Genomic DNA, 17,376 nt, shown 5'->3' on the forward strand with positions numbered 1-17,376 from the left:
CCCATCGAATCTTGCGGAGCCAATGCATGCTCGACGACCCAAACGCGATAGCCGAGGCGGAACAGGCGGCGGCGTCGCCGGCCCGGCGCCAGGCCAAGCCTGCCGACCCCTGCGCCATCGTCATCTTCGGCGCCGCCGGCGACCTGACCAAGCGTCTGGTGGTGCCGGCGCTCTACAATCTCGCCCGCACCAAGGCGCTGCCGAAGAATTTCGCGCTGATCGGCATCGGCCACCGCGAAGGAACGACCGAAAGCTGGCGGAGCGACCTGCACGAGATGCTGAAAGGCTATGTCGGCAAAGCCGCGGCGGAGTTCGAGGCGGAACAGATCGACGACGACGCCTGGACACAGCTCGCCCAGAGCATGTCCTATCTCCGGGGCGACTTCACCCAGCCCGAGCTGTACGCCCGGCTACGCACCCTGTTGGCGGAGACCGAAACGGCCCACGGCACGCAGGGCAACGTCATGTTCTACCTCGCCATTCCCGACCGCTTCTTCGGCACGGTGGTGGACGAGCTCGGCAAGGCGGGGCTCACCGATCAGGATGAGGACCAGGACGGCGTCCCCCGCTTCTGGCGGCGCGTGGTGATCGAAAAGCCGTTCGGCCACAGCGTGCGGTCGGCCTGCGAGCTGAATGCCGACATCATGCGCACGCTGCGCGAGGACCAGATCTTCCGCATCGACCATTTTCTCGGCAAGGAGACTGTCCAGAGCATCATGGCGTTCCGCTTCGCCAACGGGCTTTTCGAGCCGATCTGGAACCGCGACCGCATCGACCATGTGCAGATCACCGTGGCCGAGACCGTTGGCGTCGAGCGGCGCGGCCGGTTCTACGAGGCGACCGGCGCGCTGCGCGACATGATCCCCAATCACCTGTTCACGCTGCTTTCGATGGTCGCCATCGAGCCGCCGATCGGCTTCGACGCTTCGGCGATCCGCTCAAAGAAGGCCGAAATCCTGTCCGCGATTCCCGCCGTCAAGCCGGACGCCGTGGTGCGCGGGCAATATGGCCCCGGCACGGTGCTCGGCCAGCCTAAGCGAGCCTATCGGCAGGAGACCAATGTCGCGCCGGATTCGAACGTCGAGACCTATGTCGCCATGAAGCTCGAGATCGACAATTGGCGCTGGGCCGGCGTGCCGTTCTACCTGCGCACCGGCAAGCATCTGACGCGGCGCAACAGTGAAATCGCCATCTGCTTCAAGCAGGCGCCCTATGCGGCGTTCCAGGAGACGCCGGTCAACACGCTGCTGCCGAACTGGCTGGTGCTGCGCATCGCGCCGGATGAGGGCATCTCCTTGCAGTTCGAAGTCAAGCGCCCCGGGCCGGTGATGGATCTGGCCGCCGTGAAGATGGATTTCCGCTATGACGACTGGTTCCCCAAGGAACCCAATGTCGGCTACGAGACGCTGCTCTATGACGTGATGATGGGCGACCCGACCCTGTTCATGCGCGCCGATATGGTGGCGCAGACCTGGCGCATCGTGCAGCCGGTGCTCGACCATTGGGCCGAGGAGGGCTCGGCGGATTTGCCGGTCTATGCCTCCGGCAGCGCCGGCCCGGCCGAGGCCGACGCGCTGCTGGCCCGCGACGGCCGGCGCTGGCGAAGCGTCGAGGTCGATAATGGCCGGAAATCGTCATGATCCGCGCGCGGCCATTGCCGTTCACCTGCTCAGCCGTGGTCTCGGATGTCGACGGCACCTTGGTCACCGATGACAAGTATCTGACCGAGAGCGCGCGCGAGGCGGTGGCTGCATTGCGCGCAAGCGGCATCCTGTTCGCGGTGACGAGCTCCCGCCCGCCGCGCGGGCTCGCGATGCTGCTGGGGCCGTTGGAGATTACGACGCCGCTCGCCGGCTTCAATGGCGGCATCGTGGCACGGCCCGATCTCTCCGTCATCAGCGCGCACCTGCTTTCGCCCCAGACCGCCCGGCGCGCGGTCGATATTCTCGATGCGTCGGAGTTGCAGGTCTGGGTATTCACCGGCCAGGACTGGCTGGTGCGCGATCCGGCCGGCGCCTATGTGGCGTTCGAGGCGGGCACGGTGGGGTTCCAGCCGGTGATCGTCGACGATTTCGGTGACGCGCTGGACCAAGCCGCCAAGATCGTCGGCGTTGCCGAGGATTTCGCGCGTCTCGAACAATGCGAGCCCGCCATGCGCGCCGCGCTCGCCGGCGAGGCATCCGTCGCACTTTCGCAGCCCTATTATCTCGATATCACCCATCCCCTCGCCAACAAAGGCGCGGCCTTGACCGAGATCGCGGCTTTGCTCGGTGTCCCCTTGGCGGAGATCGCCGTGATCGGGGATGGAGGCAATGATGTCGCCATGTTCGAGCGGAGCGGGTTGAGCATCGCCATGGGCAATGCCAGTTTGCAGGTGCAGCAGGCGGCCGATGTCGTGACGGTCAGCAATGGCGAGGACGGTTTTGCCAAGGCGATGGAGCGCTTCATCCTGCCCCGCGCGGCGTCCGGCCTGGGCAAAGCCTCATGAAGCCGCGTAAGGATCAAAGTGATGCCGGTTGAACATCGCATCTTCGAGAGCGCCGAAGCGCTCGCCAGCGCCGGCGCCGAATGGCTATGCGAGCTTGCCCTGGCGAGCGATCGCGGCTTCGCCCTATGCCTGTCGGGCGGATCGACGCCCCGGCGCCTCTATGAATGCCTCGCCGCGCCGGAGATCGCCTCGCGCCTGCCCTGGAGCCGCACGCATTGGTTCTGGGGCGACGAGCGGTTCGTGCCGCATGATCATCCCGACAGCAATTACCGGATGGCGCGCGAGGCGCTGCTCGCGCGGGTGCCGATTCCCGCCGGGAACATCCATCCGGTCCCAACGGAGGGCTTATCGCCCGAGCAAGCCGCCGCCGCCTATGAGACGATCCTGAAGCGCTTTTACGGCGCCGATAGTCTCGCGCCGGATCGCCCGCTTTTCGACGTGACCTTGCTCGGCATCGGCGAGGACGGGCACACCGCCTCGCTGTTTCCCGGCCAGCCGGCGCTGCTGGAGACGGACCGATGGGCGGTCGCCGTCATCGGCGCGAAGGCCGAGGCGCGCATCACGCTGACCTATCCGGCCCTCGACAGCAGCAACGATGTGGTATTCTTGGCCACGGGAGAAGATAAGAGCGGCGTAGCAGAACGCGCCCGGAAAGGAGACGGAATGTTGCCCGCAGCGCTGGTTCGCCCGGTGGGGCATCTGCACTGGTTCACGGATCGGGCCGCATCGGCGGGAGGGGCGGCTTGATGCCCACGGACACCCTCCATCCGGCGGCGAACGCTGCCTGCCCGTCTCCGTCGGTGGTGATCGTGATGGGCGTTTCAGGGTCCGGCAAGTCGACCATCGGCACGCTGCTGGCCTCGCGCCTGCAATGGACGTTCGAGGATGCCGATTGGCTCCATCCCGCCGCCAATGTCGATAAGATGCAGAGCGGCATTCCCCTCACCGACGAGGATCGCCGCCCCTGGCTGGCCGCCGTCGCCGCATGGATCGACGCGGCGCGCGGCTCGGGAGAACGCGGGGTCGTCGCGTGCTCCGCGCTGAAGCGGCGCTATCGCGATATTCTGATCGGCGAACGCCCCGATGTGCGCCTCGTCTATCTCAAGGGCGATGAGGCGCTGATCGCCCGGCGTCTCGCCACCCGGCACGAGCATTTCATGCCGCGCGGCTTGCTGCACAGCCAGTTCGAGGCGCTCGAGGAACCGGAACCGGACGAAAATCCCATCATCGCCTCGATCGAATCGCCGCCGCATGAGGTGGTGGCCGGCGTTCTATCGGTGCTGAGCATTGCGCTCCCTTGCGCGGACGCCTGAGCGGGACCGGACGTCCGGCCCTCATCCTCACCGCCCGGCGCCGCCATCCGTCGACGAGGTCAGGCCGCCTTCCGTGCCGACGCCATTGGTCCAGCTCCGCAGCCGATCCTGGAGCTGGCCGGCGCGGCTGTGGGCATCCTCGATGCGGGGCATGGCAAGCCGGCCGGATTGCACCGCCGCGTTGAGCGCCTCGACCGCGCGTTCTCCGAAATCCTCGGCGCTGGGGGCCTCCGCCGCGAGCACCATGTCGGCGCCGACGGCGAGGGCCTGCACGGTGGCTTCGCCGAAATCGGTCGGCGCGTCGGAGGTGGGCAGCCGGGCGATGATGACGCCGTCGAAGCCGGCCTCGCGCAGGAGCCGCAGCGCGGCGGCGAGGTATTCCGGCGGCGCCTCGTCGGCATCGGGCAGGGCGATCACCAGCGCGTCGGGCGCGAGACGGCGGACCATGTCGCGCATCGCCTCGAGGCTTGCTCCCGCATCGGCGCTGAGCTGGTAGCGCAGTGCGGTCAGCACATGCGCGTCGTGATGGCCGTAATTGAAAGCCGTGCCGAAGGCGGCAACATGCGGCGGCGCGCTGCCGAAACAATCGTCGCTGTCGGCCTCGGCGTCGGTGCAGGCATTGGCGCTCGGCCCGAGGTTCAAATTGACGCCGAGCGAGGACAATTCCGCAGCCATATCGCGGTAGCGGTTGAAGGCGTCGAGCGCGTCGGCCCGCACGCCGATTTCGGCCGCCGTCGGGAAGGCTTTGAAGCCGCGCCCCGGCGCCCATTGCGGCGGCACGCCGCCCGGGCGCTCCGCCAGCAGGATCGGCGGCGTCTCGCTTTGCGATTTGAGAAAGCCGGTCAGACTCCGCAATCCGGCCGCGTCGCCGAAATTGCCCTCGTCGATCAGCAGGCCGGCGATGGCGCCCGATTTAAGCGCCGCGCCGGCCTGAAGCGTGCCGGCGTCGGAGGGCGAGCGGCCTTCGAAACCGGCGAGCAGCAGATCGCCCGCGATCTCGCGCAGTCGCTGCTCGACCGGACCGGGCTGGTCCTCGCCGGACGGGCTTGCATCGGAGATCATGGCGGGGCTGGTCAGGGCGGCGGAGCGGCGCATGGGGAGCGGCGGCCTGACAGCGCGCGCCGCATCGCGCTGCCCGGCTTTCGGCCGTTCGTCCGCGCCGGGGCACTCGGCATAGCCATAACCGGCGCCGTAATTCCGGCAATCGTCCGGGCCGAGCAGCGGGAATTCGCTGAGCGAGCCCTGCGGCGAGCGCCAGCTATTCGCCGGCGTCTGCGCCAAGGCCGCCGCCTGCGCCAGCGACGCGCCGAATATCGCCGCCCATAGGATCAAGCCTGGTTTCATGACGCGTCCCAATTTCCGCACCGTGCGAACCGCATTAACGCATACACGAAACCGGGGTTCGGCGGATGCGGTGCGATTGAACTTTTGGTGATCTGCAGCCCGCCGCCGCTCCCGGCCTCTCCCTCAGCGGGCTAGGAACGCGGCGACCGCCGCCTCCGCCTGTTTGATGGTCAGGACGCCGTCGAGATGGCCCCGGTCGCCCTTGAGCTGCACGGTCTCGACCTTGACCCCATTGGCGGCGAGCATCCGCGCCGTGGACTCGACGAAGGCGGCCTGAAACACCTGATCCTCCGGCTGGTAGATGATCAGAGCGGGCGCCTTGATTCGCGAAAGCTTCGCCTTGGCGTCGCCGCCGGCAAAGAGCTGGTTCGCCTTGATCAGATAGAGCAAATGATTGGCATCCGAGGTTTTCGCGCGCGCCGCGCCGGCATCCGCCAGCGCCTGCTCGACCTGATATTGATTGGCGAAGGATTTCGCCGGGTCCTCGCCCTCCCTGGCCCATTTGGCGCCGGCGGGTCCGGCGAAGGATTTGTTCGCCCAGCGCCAATGGTTGGCCTGCAGCGTGATGACTTTCAGCGATTCGGCCAGCCCGGCAAGCGGCGGCTCGCCGCCGTAATAATTGCCGTTCTGCCATTTCGGATCGAGCCGGATGGGCGTTGCCCAGACGTCGAGCCAGGCGACCAGATTGGCGTCCGTGTCGAGCGCGCCGATCACCGGCATGATCTTGCCGACCATGTCGGGATAGCTCGCCGCCCATTCATAGGTCTGCAGCGAGCCCATGGACGGTCCCGCGACCATCACCAGCCTGCTGATGCCGAGGCTTTCGACCAGTCGCTTCTGCACCTCGACGAAATCGCGGATGGTGACGATGGGGAAATCCATGGCGTAAGGCTTGTTGGTGAGCGGGTCGATCGAGGCCGGGCCGGTCGTAATTACGGCTGGGTCGTTGGCGCCCAGATTGACCAGAGTGTCGGACGACAGCACGTAATAGCGGTTGGTGTCGATCGCCTTGCCGGGGCCGATGATGGCGTCCCAATAGCCCGGTGCCGGATCGGCGGCCGCGTATTTGCCGGCGGCGTGGCTGCTGCCGGAGAAATAATGGCAGATCAGGATGGCGTTCGACTTGTCCGCGTTCAGCGTGCCGTAGCTCTCCCAGCCGACCTTGACGCCCTTCAGCTCCCGGCCCGATTGGGTGGTGAAATCGAACGGCCCAAAAGTCTTCTTCTGCGTCATCAAATCCTGTGCCCTGGCGCTCCCGGCCGCGAGCCCGGTCATCACCAGGACGACCGATAGAATCGCTTTCATCGCTCCTCCCCATTGTTTTTGGCATTCTGGGTCAGAGTGTGGCGCGGCCCGGTTTGCCGGGTCAACCGGCCCAATCGGGGGATGCCGGCAAGGGCTGGCCAATGGCGAGGGCGGTGCTAAGATGCCCCCCGCCCGAAGCGCCATCACGACCGGAGCCGCAATGAGCCAGCCCATGATCCCCCGAGACCGCGCGCCCTTTTCGGCGATCGTCGACCGGCCGCCGCTGGAGCTGCCGGGGGATGCCCGCATCATCGTCTGGAGCATCGTCAATCTGGAGGTCTGGGACATCTCGCGCGCCATGGCCCGCCAGGTGCTGCCGGCCCCGACCGGCCAGCTCATGCTGCCCGACGTGCCCAATTGGAGCTGGCACGAATATGGCATGCGCGTCGGCGTCTGGCGCTTCTTCGATCTGTTCGAGCGGCTGGACGTGCGGCCGACGCTTTCCGTCAATGCCAGGGTCTGTCTCGATTATGAGCGCGTCGCGGCGCAGGCGCGCGATGCCGGCTGGGAGCCGATGGGCCACGCCTATGAGCAGATGCCGATCCATAAGATCGAGGATCAGAAGGGCATGATCCAAAAATCCATGGACACGCTGGAGACATTCTGGGGCAAGCGCCCGATCGGCTGGCTGGGGCCCGGCCTCACCGAGACCTTCGAGACGCCCGAGCTGCTGGCCGAGGCCGGCGTCAAATATATCGGCGACTGGGTCTATGACGACGAGCCGACGGTCATCAGCACCGCGAAAGGGCCGCTGGTCACGCTGCCTTATTCGATCGAGCTGAACGACATTCCGATGATGCTGGTGCAGCATCATGAGGCGGAGCATTTCTACCGCCGCTGCGCCGACGCCTTCGACCGGCTCTATGCGGAGGGCGCCAGCCGGCCGCGCATCATGGCCATCGCCATCCATCCCTATATTTCCGGCCAGCCCTTCCGCATCGACTATCTCGAGCGCGTCTACGCCCATATCAACCGCCATCCGGGCGTGCTGCATTGGAACGGCGCCGAGATTTACGACTGGTACAACGCCGCCGCCAAGGTTCACCCGTGAGATGCCGGGTCAGCCGTGCATCTGGGCGCCCTTGGTGATTTTGTCGGCGATCTTTTTGGCCGCGCGCAAGCCGATGCCGACGACCTTGGCGTCATCGGGCGCGAATTCCGCGAAGACGGCGCGGTTGGCGGCGTCATGGCCGGTCGAGAACATCTCCTCGACATAGAGCGAGACGGTCAGCGAGCGCTCCAGGGCGCGGCGGTGGATCTGCCCCATCATCGCCGCATCGGCGGCCATGATGATGACCGGCTGCACCGGTAAGGCATTGTAGCGATTGCCGGCGCGGTCCACATAAGGCGCGCCGATGATCTCCGGCGACTGGGCGGCGAGCCCGCTGGCCAGGAAGGCGGCGACGTTGAGCTTTTGCCAGACGGGAAGATCCTCGCGCAGCACGATGGCGATTTTGGTATCGAACATGATCGGGACTCGGAGCGTGACGGGCTAGACGGAAACCATGGCCGGATTTCTAACGCGCGAGGGATTGCAGGGTCTTGGACGTTTGTGCGAGCGGCCCGATGAGAGCGGCATCGTGGCCGCGCCCGCCTTCCCCGGCCTCGACCGCATCGAGGCGCGTTTCTTCGGCACCGCCTTCGCGCCGCACCGTCATGACACCTACGCCATCGGCATGACGCTGTACGGCGTCCAAACCTTCCGCTATCGCGGCGCGGTCCGCTACAGTACGCCGGGCAAGGTGATCGTGCTGCATCCGGACGAGCTGCACGATGGCGGCGCGGGCACCGAGGACGGCCTGCGCTACCGGATGCTCTATCTGGAGCCTGCCCTGCTGCGCCGGGCGCTCGCGGACAGCCGGGGCGGCCTGCCCTTCGTGCGCGACCCGGTGGTGGCCGATGCGGCGCTCTGGCGGGCGCTGCTCGCCGGTCTGTCCGATCTCGAGGGCGAGCTGGAGGACCTTCTGGTCGACCAGATGCTGGCCGAACTCGCGGCGGCCCTCTCACGCCATGCCGGACAACCGGGCGACAGCGCCGCCAAACTCGACCTGCCCCGGCTCGATCTCGCCCGCGCCTATCTCGACGCCAATCTCACCGAAGCCGTCCGGTCGCGGGAGCTGGAAGCGGCCAGCGGCCTGGACCGCTTCAGTCTCGCCCGTCAGTTCCGCCGGGCCTTCGGCACCAGCCCGCATCGCTACCTCGTCATGCGCCGTCTGGCACACGCGCGCGGCCTGATCGATGCCGGGCTGCCGCTGGCCGAGATCGCCGCCGCGACCGGCTTTGCCGACCAAAGCCATCTGAACCGCCAGTTCAAGAAGACCTTCGGCGTCACCCCCGGCCAATGGCGCAGCCTGGCCCGCGGCCGGAGTTGAAAGCTGCCGAGCGTCGAAATTCCGGCACCGAAGCCCGCCTGAGTGTCGGCCATCCGACATTGTCATAATACGGCACCCAAAAAAACGCAGCGCTGGCAGCGGTTTGCCGATTTTCGGCCGCCCGTCCGGGCAAATGCGCTCTGGCATGGCATTTGCTCATTACCGTTGTAACAGGGCCTCTCTCTTGGCCGGAGCCCTGCTCCGAAGACGCCCGGCTGGGCTTGACCGGCCCAACAATAAAACCGGCAACCGATGGAGTTAGACTAGGAGCGAAAGCGCTTAAATTGCTTGCCGGCCATACGCCCTGATCGAGCGTGGTGGCGGAGCACTGTCATCTATTGATGATTATCCAAAACATTGCGCGTAAATTTGCTTGTGCCATATCCACGAATTTTGATTTTATTGCCATTTTTATTGACGCTGTGGCCGGTTGACAGCGGTTGATCATCGGCTAAACTGGTACCGGACGCCTCATCTTCGACTTGTCGGATGCGCGGCCGAAACCTACGAAACGTCTTATGAGTCTTTGCGGCGGCCTGCCTTGCCACGCCGGTAGGGCGCGTGCCAATGCGAAGGCGGAACGCGAAAGGGCAAGCGCGTGGTAAAAGTCATCGACCGGGGGACGTTCCAGGCCGCGGCCGTCGACAATCGCAAGTTCGAAGAGGGTGACCAGTGGCAGGCGGCGGTCTACGCCGCGCCCAGGGTGACGAGCGTTTGCGGCGCGGCCGCGTCGGGTGTGTGCGAGGGCAACAACGGACGCGACAGCGCCTGCGGCGGAGCGGCAACGCCATGCGCGGGCAATAGCGGCGAGGGCAGCGCCTGCGGCGGCAATGTCGGCGCCTGCGGCGGCAATGCCGGCATCGGCACGGGCTGCGGCGCCCGGGCGGGCGTCTGCGGCGGCAACGTCAACCCGCCGACGGCTTGCGGCGCGCGCCAAACCGCCTGCGCCGCCAATGCAGGCGGCTTCGGCGCCTGCGGCGAGGATTTGACCGGCTGCGCCATCAAGGCCTCGGTCGGCTGGATCTGCGGGGTCGATTATGCGGGCGCCTGCGCCATCAAATGGACGCCGCCGAATCTGTGCGGCGTGGACGCGGGCTCGACCTGCGCCGTCAAGGGCGGGCCGGGAACGGCCTGCGTGCAGAAATCGGTGATCTGCGGCGAGGACGGCCGTGTCGGCTTCTGCCTGTCCAAGAACGCGGTATGCGGCGCCGATAATGGCGGCGTCGTCTGCGGCGGCGATGCCGGGGCGTGCGGCGGCAATCTCGAGGTGGGCGGCTGTGGTGCCGATGGCGCGGTCTGCGGGCTCGACGGCGATGCCGGAGGCTGCGGCGCGGACGGCGATGCCTGCGTCGCCGACGGTGACGTCGGGGCCTGCGGGGTCGACGGCGACGCCTGCGTCGCCGACGGCGATGTCGTGGCCTGCGGCGGCAATGTGGATGGCTGCGCGGAGAATCTGCAATTTGGCGGCTGCGGCGCCAATGTCGAGGGCTGCGCCATCGACAATGGCGTCGTCGTCTGCGGCTTCGACGGCGATGTCTGCGGCGCGGACACGGAGATCGATGCCTGCTGGGGCAAGGCCGAAGTCTGCGCCATGGATATGGGCATCATCGCCTGCGGCCTCGACGGACAGGTCTGCGCCCAGGATATCGATGTCGGGGCCTGCTGGGCCGACGCGCAGGCCTGCGCCCTCGATATCGGCCCGTCGGCCTGCGGCGTCGATGCCGCGATCTGCGCCGAGGACGCCGAGACCGGGGCGTGCTGGGGCAATGCCGATGCCTGCGTCGCCGATGCTGGTGTCGAGGCCTGCGGCGGTAATGTCGATGCCTGCGTCGCCGACGGCGGTGTGGATGCCTGCGGCACCGATGCCAGTGTCTGCGCCGCCGATGGCGACGTCGTGGTCTGTGGCGCCGACGCCGAGGTCTGTGCCGCCGACGGCGGCGTCAATGCCTGCGGCGCCAATGCCGATGTCTGCGCCGCCGACGGCGATGTCGGGGCCTGCGGCGCCGATGCCGAGGTCTGTGCCGCCGACGGCGGCGTCGAGGCTTGCGGCGCCGATGCGGATGCCTGCGCCGCCGATGGCGACATCGACGCCTGCGGCGTCGACGCGGAAGCCTGCGGCGCGGATGGCGGCGTCGATGCCTGCGGTGTCGATACCGGCGTCTGCGGCGCGAATGCCGGCGGCTTCTGCGCCGTCGACGCGGCGGTCGGCGATCCGTTCTCGGCCTGCCTCGTCAACATCATTCCGGGCCTGCCCTCATGCTGAGCCGGGGCGCCGCATTCGGGTCGCCGGCCGGCCTCGCCCCGGCCTCGCGCCCTGCCGCGGAGGAACGTTCCACCTTGCGATTTCCGCCGAAATCCCGGCGCAGGCCCCCGCAGCGGTGTCGGCAGAGCGGTTTTTCCATAATATTCGCAACAAAAAACCCGAGACAAAACAGTCGTTTGCGCTGCGACTACGACTTTCGTCACCCCTCAAAATGTTTGGCACGGCGCTTGCTGAGTGACCACCGCATACAGGCACAATCGCGGTGGGGGCAGCAGGTGGTACAGATCGTCGACGGGCCGAATTTCCTGCAGCCAAGGCTTCGCTACGATGCCGGCGGCGATGGCGAGTGGGACTCCGCGATCGGCGGGGTCCGCAACGGCGCCGTCGTCCCGCGGACGCATATCCTGGTCGCCGACTCGAGTTGTCACGAAAGGGCCGGGGCAGGGACCACCTGCGGCGATGCCCTTACTGCCTGCCGCACCAATGCCGGCGCTGGACAGGCCTGCGATGCGGCGCTCGGGGCCTGCGGCGAGAATGTCGGCGTCGGCACGGCCTGCGGCACGCTTGCGGGCCTGTGCGGGCTGAAGGGCACCATCGTCAATGCCTGCGGCGTGGATGTGAACGGCTGCGGAGTCAAGTCGACCATCGGCTGGATTTGCGGCGCCGACGCAGCCGTCTGCGCCGTCAAGTTCGGCACGCCCGGCGTTTGCGGTGCAGCCACCAGCGCATGCGGGGCAAAGATCTGGACCGGCAGAGCCTGCGCGGCCGATGCCGGCGCCTGCGCCGCCGATGGCGAAGTCGTCGCCTGCGCCGCCCGCGCGGACGCCTGCGCCGCCGATGGCGGCGTGGAGGCTTGCGGCGTCGACGCGGAGGTTTGCGGTGTCGATGGCGGAACGGAGGCCTGCGGCGTCGATGTCGGCGTCTGCGGCACCAATGCCGGCGGTTTCTGCGCCATCGACGCGGCGGTCGGCGATCCGTTCTCGGCCTGCCTCATTAACATCATCCCGGGTCTGCCCTCATGCTGACTTTGGCGGCCACATTCGAGACCCCGGCCGGCCTCACGCCGGCCGGCCCCCGTGCGGTGGCCCCATGCCGGAAACAGTCCCTCAACGCCAGGTCGTCCGTTGCCGGCGCGCCGACGAGTGCGCGGCGCGCTTTGTCGGCGATACGTCGACATTCCGCCTTTGCGAGAATAGAGGCAGAAGAAAATCGCATTATCGACAGCAATTTAGATGCTACATTCAACAAAAGTCGCAAATTAAAAAATTTGGCACGCCGCTTGCTAAGTAACCATCGCGTTGAGACTCAATTGCGATGGAGGCAGCATTTGGTACAAATTGTCGACGCACCAACTTTCAGGCTGGCCGAGGAACCAAACGATCCTGGCGTAGGGGATCGGACCCGCTGGAACAACGTATTCTCCATTGTCATGGGGGACGGACCCGAGCCGGTTTGCCGCAGCGACGTTTGGGTCTGCAACACGAACGCGCCCCCGGCGCCTTGCGACGGCAACACCTGCGGCGCCAACACCAACCCGGGCAACACCTGCGGCGAAGCGGTGGGCGGTTGCGGAATGAATGCCAGCGGCGGCAATGCCTGCCACGAAAACATTTCGGGATGCGGCGCCAATGCCAGCGGTGGCACCGTCTGCGGCTCGAACGCCTCCGGCTGTGGCGCGAAGATCAGCGGCGGCAATGTCTGCGGCGAGGACGTCGCGATCTGCGGCGCCAAGCAAAGCAGCGGCTGGATCTGCGGCGCCGATGCGAGCGCTTGCGCGGTCAAGGCGGGATTGCCGGGCGTGTGCGGCGCGGCGGCGAGCGCCTGCGCGGCCAGGGCGCCGGTCATCCAGACCTGCGGCACCGACGCCGATGCCTGCGCGGCCAAGACCGGCGCCGATTTCTGCGGGGTGAATACCGGGGCCTGCGCCGCCAATGCCGGCGGCGGTTGCGGTATCGACGTGCCGTTCGGCGATCCGGTCTCGGCCTGCGTGATCAACATCATTCCGCTGCTGCCGTCGTGCTGATGAAGAGGAGGTTCGCGCCATGCTGATGGTCGATATGCGCAACAACACAGCCCGCATCACGATGCAGGAAATCCTCGCGTCGGGGCGTCGGCTGGTTTCGAACCCGGTCGCCTTCGCCAGCTTCATGGAGGGGCTGGTATTGACGCCCGACATCCTGCTCGATCCGCGCTGGCAATTGCCGGGCAATGCGTCGAGCCGCTTCTCCTTCTTCCGCTCGGCCATGTTCGAGGTGCTGCCGACCCTCTACGACGCGCGGCATCTGGAGAAGCTCGGAGGGCGCTTCGCCCTCCGGCTCACCGGCGTCGGCGACTACACCGTGATCGCGCTGAACCGGCGCGTCGTCACCTTGTCCGGCCTGCCCGTCGAGGAGCAGAGCGGCAAGCCCGTCATCGACGCCGAGATGGGCGCCGATGTGTTCATGGCGCTGTGCAATGAGCTGATCGCCGATCTGTCGGAGCGCACGCTGAAGACGCTCACCGCCGCGAGGTCCGGCAGGCCCATCGCGGGCGCCGCCCGATGACCAGGACCGAACCCAGACTGACCTTCGTCGCCGTCACCCGGATTTAAGCGAGGACATCATGGATTACGAATGCCAAGCTCCAAACGAAACCGGCGAAGACGAAGATTTCCAGCCGGTGCCGCTGCCGATGGAGCTGCGCGATCCAAAGCGCGCCGAGGCGCTGGAGGCGGCGGCTCGCAAGAACCTGTCGCGGCTGCAAAGGGCCAAGGGCGAGAGCGCCGCGACCAACCGCTACAAGACCTCGCATTACGACATCCCGGTCCGCCTCGCCGATGGCAGCGCGCTGCTGTTCAACTCGCGCTCGCGCTCGCTGATCCTGCTTTCGGCCAGCGAGGCCAAGGTATATTTCGGCCTGACCGAAGCGCCCTTCACCGCCGGCAAGGTGCAGGACCGGCTGCTGCTGCAGGCGCTGGCGAGCGGCGGCCACATCGTCGGCGAAACGGCGGATGAGCTGAGCCTCGTGCAGCGCGACTACAACAACGCGCGCGGCGCCAAGACCAGCCTGACGCTGACCATCGCCCCGACCATGGCCTGCAACTTCGCCTGCGGCTACTGCTTCCAGGGCCTCAACAAGCCGACCAAGAAGATGACGCCCGACGTGCAGGACGCCATCCTCAGCTTCGTCCAGGCCAAGGCCAATCTGAAAACGCTCACGGTCGTCTGGTATGGCGGCGAGCCGCTGATGGGCAAGGATTCGATCTTCCGCCTGTCCGACCGGCTGATCGCCTATTGTGATAAGAAGAAGATCAATTACAGCGCCGGCATCGTCTCCAACGCCTGGTTCCTCAATGGCGAGATGGCTTCGCAGCTTTATTCGCGTCGGGTGAAATGGGTGCAGGTGACGATCGACGGCGACAAGGAAACGCATGACAAGATGCGTCCCCTGACCTCCGGCCATGGCTCTTATGACCGGATCATCGAGAATATCGGCGAGACGCTCGACCAGACGCCGATGTCGATCAGCGTCCGCGTCAATGTCGGCCAGCGCAATGTCGACAATGCCAATGTGCTGCTGGACGGGTTCGTGGAGAAGAATTTTGCCAAGCGCGGCAATTTCCACGTCTATTTCGCGCCGATCGAAGCCTCGACGCCGGAAAGCGGCAGCGCCTTCGAGGAAAAGCTCGCCCGCGCCGAATTCAACCGGCGGGTGCTGGACCTCGAAGCCAAGGCCCGCCGCCTCGGCCTTGCCAGCACCATCAAGCCCTCGGGCGGTTTTGCCGGCATGTGCGTCGCCGCCTCCGAAGGCGGCTATGTGATCTCGGGCAATGGCGACGTGCATAAATGCTGGGAGACGGCGCATGATCCGTCCAAGCGCACCGGCAGCATCTTCGAGCCGGAGAAGCTGCATGACAGCGTCAACGCCAATCTGTGGACGCAGTGGACGCCGTTCGACAACGCCACCTGCCGCGACTGCAAGATCCTGCCGATGTGCGGCGGCTTCTGCGCCCACCGCTTCATCTATGGCGGACCGGACCAGACCGCATTGCCCTGCCCGAGCTGGAAATGGAACACGGCAGAATACATCTTCAGCCGCGCCAAGGATCTCGGCGTCGTCAAGGCGGACCAGTGGCTGCCGAGCGAGGCGACCGTCGATGCCAAGCAGTCCGGCGAGCGCCATTCGAAGGAATCGCTGCAAGGCGCCCAGCAGGTGGTGCTGGAGAAGATCAGCGCCCAGCGCGGACGCACCATCGACCGCGACATGATCTTCACCGGCGAGTCGGCGCTGGAGGTTTGAGTTTTTGGCCCGGGGGTGACGGCATCGTCCCGGTCCGGCTTCGGGGCCGGCCGGGATGATGCCGTGATTTGCCGGGGGGATCGGTGATGCCCGCCGCGCGGGCAGGAGGAGCGACCAGCATGAGTCCGGCTTATGCCTTCAACACCAATCAGGACCGCTTCGATGTGCATGTCATGAGCGCCCTCGCCGATGAGGGCCGCGCCCGCCATGTGCGCGACCGCCTCATCGCCCAGGTGCGCGACGGGCGGCTCGATCATTTCCTGTTGAAGCGCCTCGACGGCTTCGATGATTTTTCCTACGCCGCGAATGAAAAGGCGGCGGTCAATATCATCGATTTCCATTTCGAGCCGCTGGTCCTGCGCAGCATGAACGACGCCCAGGTGAACGCCTATTTCTGCGCGATCGAGACCGCGCTGAAGATCACCGAGGCGAGCGGTCTCGACGAAGGTGGACCGCTCTGGGTCGACACCGTGCATCATAGCTGCGTCTGGTCGGTGCTATATGTCCTGTCGATCTACCTCATGCGCCAGCGCGGCTATCGCCGGCTGGTGCTGCTGCATCAGGGCCAGCGCCCCGAGCCTCGGCTCGCCGTGGTCGCGCGGGTGCTGCAGCGGGTGCACGGCGCCGAGACCGGCCAGATCCAGTTGCAGGGCAACTGGTTCTCGAAACTGGCGCAGGTGACGACGCCCGACACGGCGGTGTTCTACCTCACCGACATGCCGCAGGAGGCCAGCCAGCGCGCCGCGCCCAAGCAGCGCACGATGTCGACCATCCAGCTCGACGGCCGCCCCTCCGCGCCGATCCGCCTGCAGACGCTCTCCGGCTCCGGCAGCTTCGCCCGCCGCCTGCGCGCCTCGCATGTGGTGGTCGACTATCCCGGCCGCGACGCCGCCCGCATCCGCCCCTACGACCCGGCCAATCCCGTCTCCCGCTGCCCGCTGGAAGACTGGGCCTTCTGGCCGTTGCTGAAGGTGGCTTAGGCGGTCGGCGCGGCCCGCCGCAGCGGACTCCGCCTTCGCGGGAATGACGAGTTTATGGTCTGGCGAGCCGCTTGAGTTCCACCAAGGCCCAAATCCGATAGAGGCTCTAAAGCCCCGCCGCGATCTGCTTCAGGCTCTCCAGGATCGGTTCGTAGGCTTCCTCGTCGCGGTCTTCGGGGTAGACGGCGTAGACCGGATAGACGAAGCGCGGGGAGCGTTTACGCAGCACCAGCTCGCCGCTGTCGATGTAGGGCTGCGCGGCGCGGATGGCGAAATAGGCCGCGCCTTGCGTCTCCAGCAGATAGCGCACGCCGAAGGCGCCCAGATCCAGCGAGAGGCCGGGCAGGCGCAAATTCGGGAAGGCCAGTGCGTGATCGGCCTGGAACTCCGGCCCCCAATTCACGAAGACATAATCCGACATCGGCTGACGGCGCTCGCTGCCGCTGGAGACCAGCACCAGCTCCTCGTCGAACAGGTGCTCGATGATGAGGCTCGGCCGGTTGGTCGGGCGGTACATGATGGCGAGGTCGAGCGTGCCCTCGATCAGCCGGTCCATCAGGCCGATGGAGGAGCCGGTGGTCGCGGTCACGGCGATGTCGGGTATGTTCTGGCGCATCCAGGCCAGCCAATGCAGCAGGAAGCCGTCCCACAGGCTGAGCTGTCCGCCTACGGAGAGATGATCGCGGTGCGTCTCGGCGAGACCGACCTCGAGCCGCGCATGTTCCCAGACCCGCACCAAGGCGAGGGCGTGCTTGTGGAATTGCTGGCCAGCCGGCGTCAGCGTCGCCCCGGATTTGGAGCGCTCCAGCAGCGATCGCCCGAGCAGATCCTCGAGCGCCTTGATCCTTGTACTGACGGTCGATTGGGTGACGTGCAGCCGCTCGGCGGCATCGACGAAGGAGCCGGCTTCGGCGATGGCGAGGAAGGTTTTGGCGAGCGTGATGTCCATGGGTGAGCGCGTTCCCGCTATCCATCGGGTTTGTCGATATTAAACAGAGAAAAAATTCATTTGCCTAATGGCATAGCGCGGCTC

16 protein-coding genes are annotated in these 17,376 nt (G+C 66.5%); 12 read left to right on the plus strand and 4 right to left on the minus strand.

The window, feature by feature from the left end; all coding sequences use genetic code 11:
* The first annotated feature begins 26 nt into the window (after positions 1-26).
* Genes zwf through BLEFHOIH_RS24360 form a run of 4 tightly spaced genes read left to right on the plus strand, consistent with a single transcriptional unit; the run spans position 27 to position 3,801 of the window.
* Positions 27-1,640, plus strand: coding sequence for a glucose-6-phosphate dehydrogenase (zwf, locus tag BLEFHOIH_RS24345; protein ID WP_088348647.1), 1,614 nt, complete (start codon positions 27-29; stop codon positions 1,638-1,640).
* Positions 1,637-2,488, plus strand: a complete 852-nt coding sequence (locus tag BLEFHOIH_RS24350; protein WP_088348648.1) for a Cof-type HAD-IIB family hydrolase — start codon at positions 1,637-1,639, stop codon at positions 2,486-2,488. Before zwf ends, BLEFHOIH_RS24350 begins: the two co-directional genes overlap by 4 nt.
* A 21-nt stretch (positions 2,489-2,509) precedes the next feature.
* Positions 2,510-3,235 carry a 6-phosphogluconolactonase gene (gene pgl, locus BLEFHOIH_RS24355; RefSeq protein WP_088348649.1) on the plus strand — a complete coding sequence of 242 codons (726 nt, stop codon included), beginning with the start codon at positions 2,510-2,512 and terminating at the stop codon, positions 3,233-3,235.
* On the plus strand, positions 3,235-3,801 hold the full coding sequence (locus BLEFHOIH_RS24360; RefSeq protein WP_245297179.1) for a gluconokinase: 567 nt from the start codon (positions 3,235-3,237) through the stop codon (positions 3,799-3,801). Before pgl ends, BLEFHOIH_RS24360 begins: the two co-directional genes overlap by 1 nt.
* Before the next feature lie 27 nt (positions 3,802-3,828).
* On the opposite strand, the gene BLEFHOIH_RS24365 is transcribed toward BLEFHOIH_RS24360, so the two are convergent.
* Positions 3,829-5,145 carry a glycoside hydrolase family 3 N-terminal domain-containing protein gene (locus BLEFHOIH_RS24365; protein ID WP_088348650.1) on the minus strand — a complete coding sequence of 439 codons (1,317 nt, stop codon included), beginning with the start codon at positions 5,143-5,145 and terminating at the stop codon, positions 3,829-3,831.
* Positions 5,146-5,268: 123 nt separating this feature from the next.
* Entirely contained in the window at positions 5,269-6,450 is a 1,182-nt protein-coding gene (locus tag BLEFHOIH_RS24370; protein WP_088348651.1) for a homoserine O-acetyltransferase, read from the minus strand.
* 172 nt (positions 6,451-6,622) lie between these two features.
* Here BLEFHOIH_RS24370 and BLEFHOIH_RS24375 point away from each other — a divergent pair, with 172 nt between their 5' ends.
* Positions 6,623-7,501, plus strand: coding sequence for a polysaccharide deacetylase family protein (locus BLEFHOIH_RS24375; RefSeq protein ID WP_088348652.1), 879 nt, complete (start codon positions 6,623-6,625; stop codon positions 7,499-7,501).
* A 9-nt stretch (positions 7,502-7,510) separates the two neighbouring features.
* Here the strand turns inward: BLEFHOIH_RS24375 and BLEFHOIH_RS24380 are convergent, their stop codons facing one another.
* Positions 7,511-7,918: a DUF2000 family protein gene (locus tag BLEFHOIH_RS24380; protein ID WP_088348653.1), complete on the minus strand. Its 408-nt coding sequence runs from the start codon at positions 7,916-7,918 to the stop codon at positions 7,511-7,513.
* Between the two features lie 37 nt (positions 7,919-7,955).
* Here BLEFHOIH_RS24380 and BLEFHOIH_RS24385 point away from each other — a divergent pair, with 37 nt between their 5' ends.
* The 7 genes from BLEFHOIH_RS24385 (at position 7,956) to BLEFHOIH_RS24415 (ending at position 16,343) form a co-directional block, all read left to right on the plus strand.
* Complete coding sequence (locus BLEFHOIH_RS24385; protein WP_088348654.1) at positions 7,956-8,822, plus strand: AraC family transcriptional regulator; 867 nt, start codon at positions 7,956-7,958, stop codon at positions 8,820-8,822.
* A 598-nt stretch (positions 8,823-9,420) separates the two neighbouring features.
* Positions 9,421-11,085 carry a hypothetical protein gene (locus tag BLEFHOIH_RS24390; RefSeq protein WP_088348655.1) on the plus strand — a complete coding sequence of 555 codons (1,665 nt, stop codon included), beginning with the start codon at positions 9,421-9,423 and terminating at the stop codon, positions 11,083-11,085.
* A gap of 275 nt (positions 11,086-11,360) precedes the next feature.
* Positions 11,361-12,110 (plus strand): hypothetical protein, encoded by a 750-nt coding sequence (locus tag BLEFHOIH_RS24395; protein ID WP_088348656.1) that lies wholly within the window; start codon positions 11,361-11,363, stop codon positions 12,108-12,110.
* A 302-nt stretch (positions 12,111-12,412) separates the two neighbouring features.
* The gene (locus tag BLEFHOIH_RS24400; RefSeq protein WP_125461880.1) at positions 12,413-13,108 is read left to right on the plus strand and encodes a hypothetical protein; all 696 of its coding nucleotides are present in this window, start codon (positions 12,413-12,415) and stop codon (positions 13,106-13,108) included.
* Between the two features lie 19 nt (positions 13,109-13,127).
* On the plus strand, positions 13,128-13,628 hold the full coding sequence (locus tag BLEFHOIH_RS24405) for a hypothetical protein (protein ID WP_088348658.1): 501 nt from the start codon (positions 13,128-13,130) through the stop codon (positions 13,626-13,628).
* Positions 13,629-13,686: 58 nt separating this feature from the next.
* Entirely contained in the window at positions 13,687-15,363 is a 1,677-nt protein-coding gene (locus BLEFHOIH_RS24410) for an SPASM domain-containing protein (protein ID WP_088348659.1), read from the plus strand.
* Positions 15,364-15,482: 119 nt separating this feature from the next.
* Positions 15,483-16,343 carry a hypothetical protein gene (locus tag BLEFHOIH_RS24415; protein ID WP_088348660.1) on the plus strand — a complete coding sequence of 287 codons (861 nt, stop codon included), beginning with the start codon at positions 15,483-15,485 and terminating at the stop codon, positions 16,341-16,343.
* A gap of 106 nt (positions 16,344-16,449) precedes the next feature.
* Here BLEFHOIH_RS24415 and BLEFHOIH_RS24420 read toward each other — a convergent pair whose 3' ends face one another.
* A complete protein-coding gene (locus tag BLEFHOIH_RS24420) occupies positions 16,450-17,292 on the minus strand; it encodes a LysR family transcriptional regulator (RefSeq protein ID WP_088348661.1) in 843 nt (280 codons plus the stop codon).
* Positions 17,293-17,376 lie beyond the last annotated feature (84 nt).

The sequence above is a fragment of the Rhodomicrobium sp. R_RK_3 genome (assembly GCF_002198715.1).
Taxonomy (GTDB): Bacteria; Pseudomonadota; Alphaproteobacteria; order Rhizobiales; family Rhodomicrobiaceae; genus R-RK-3.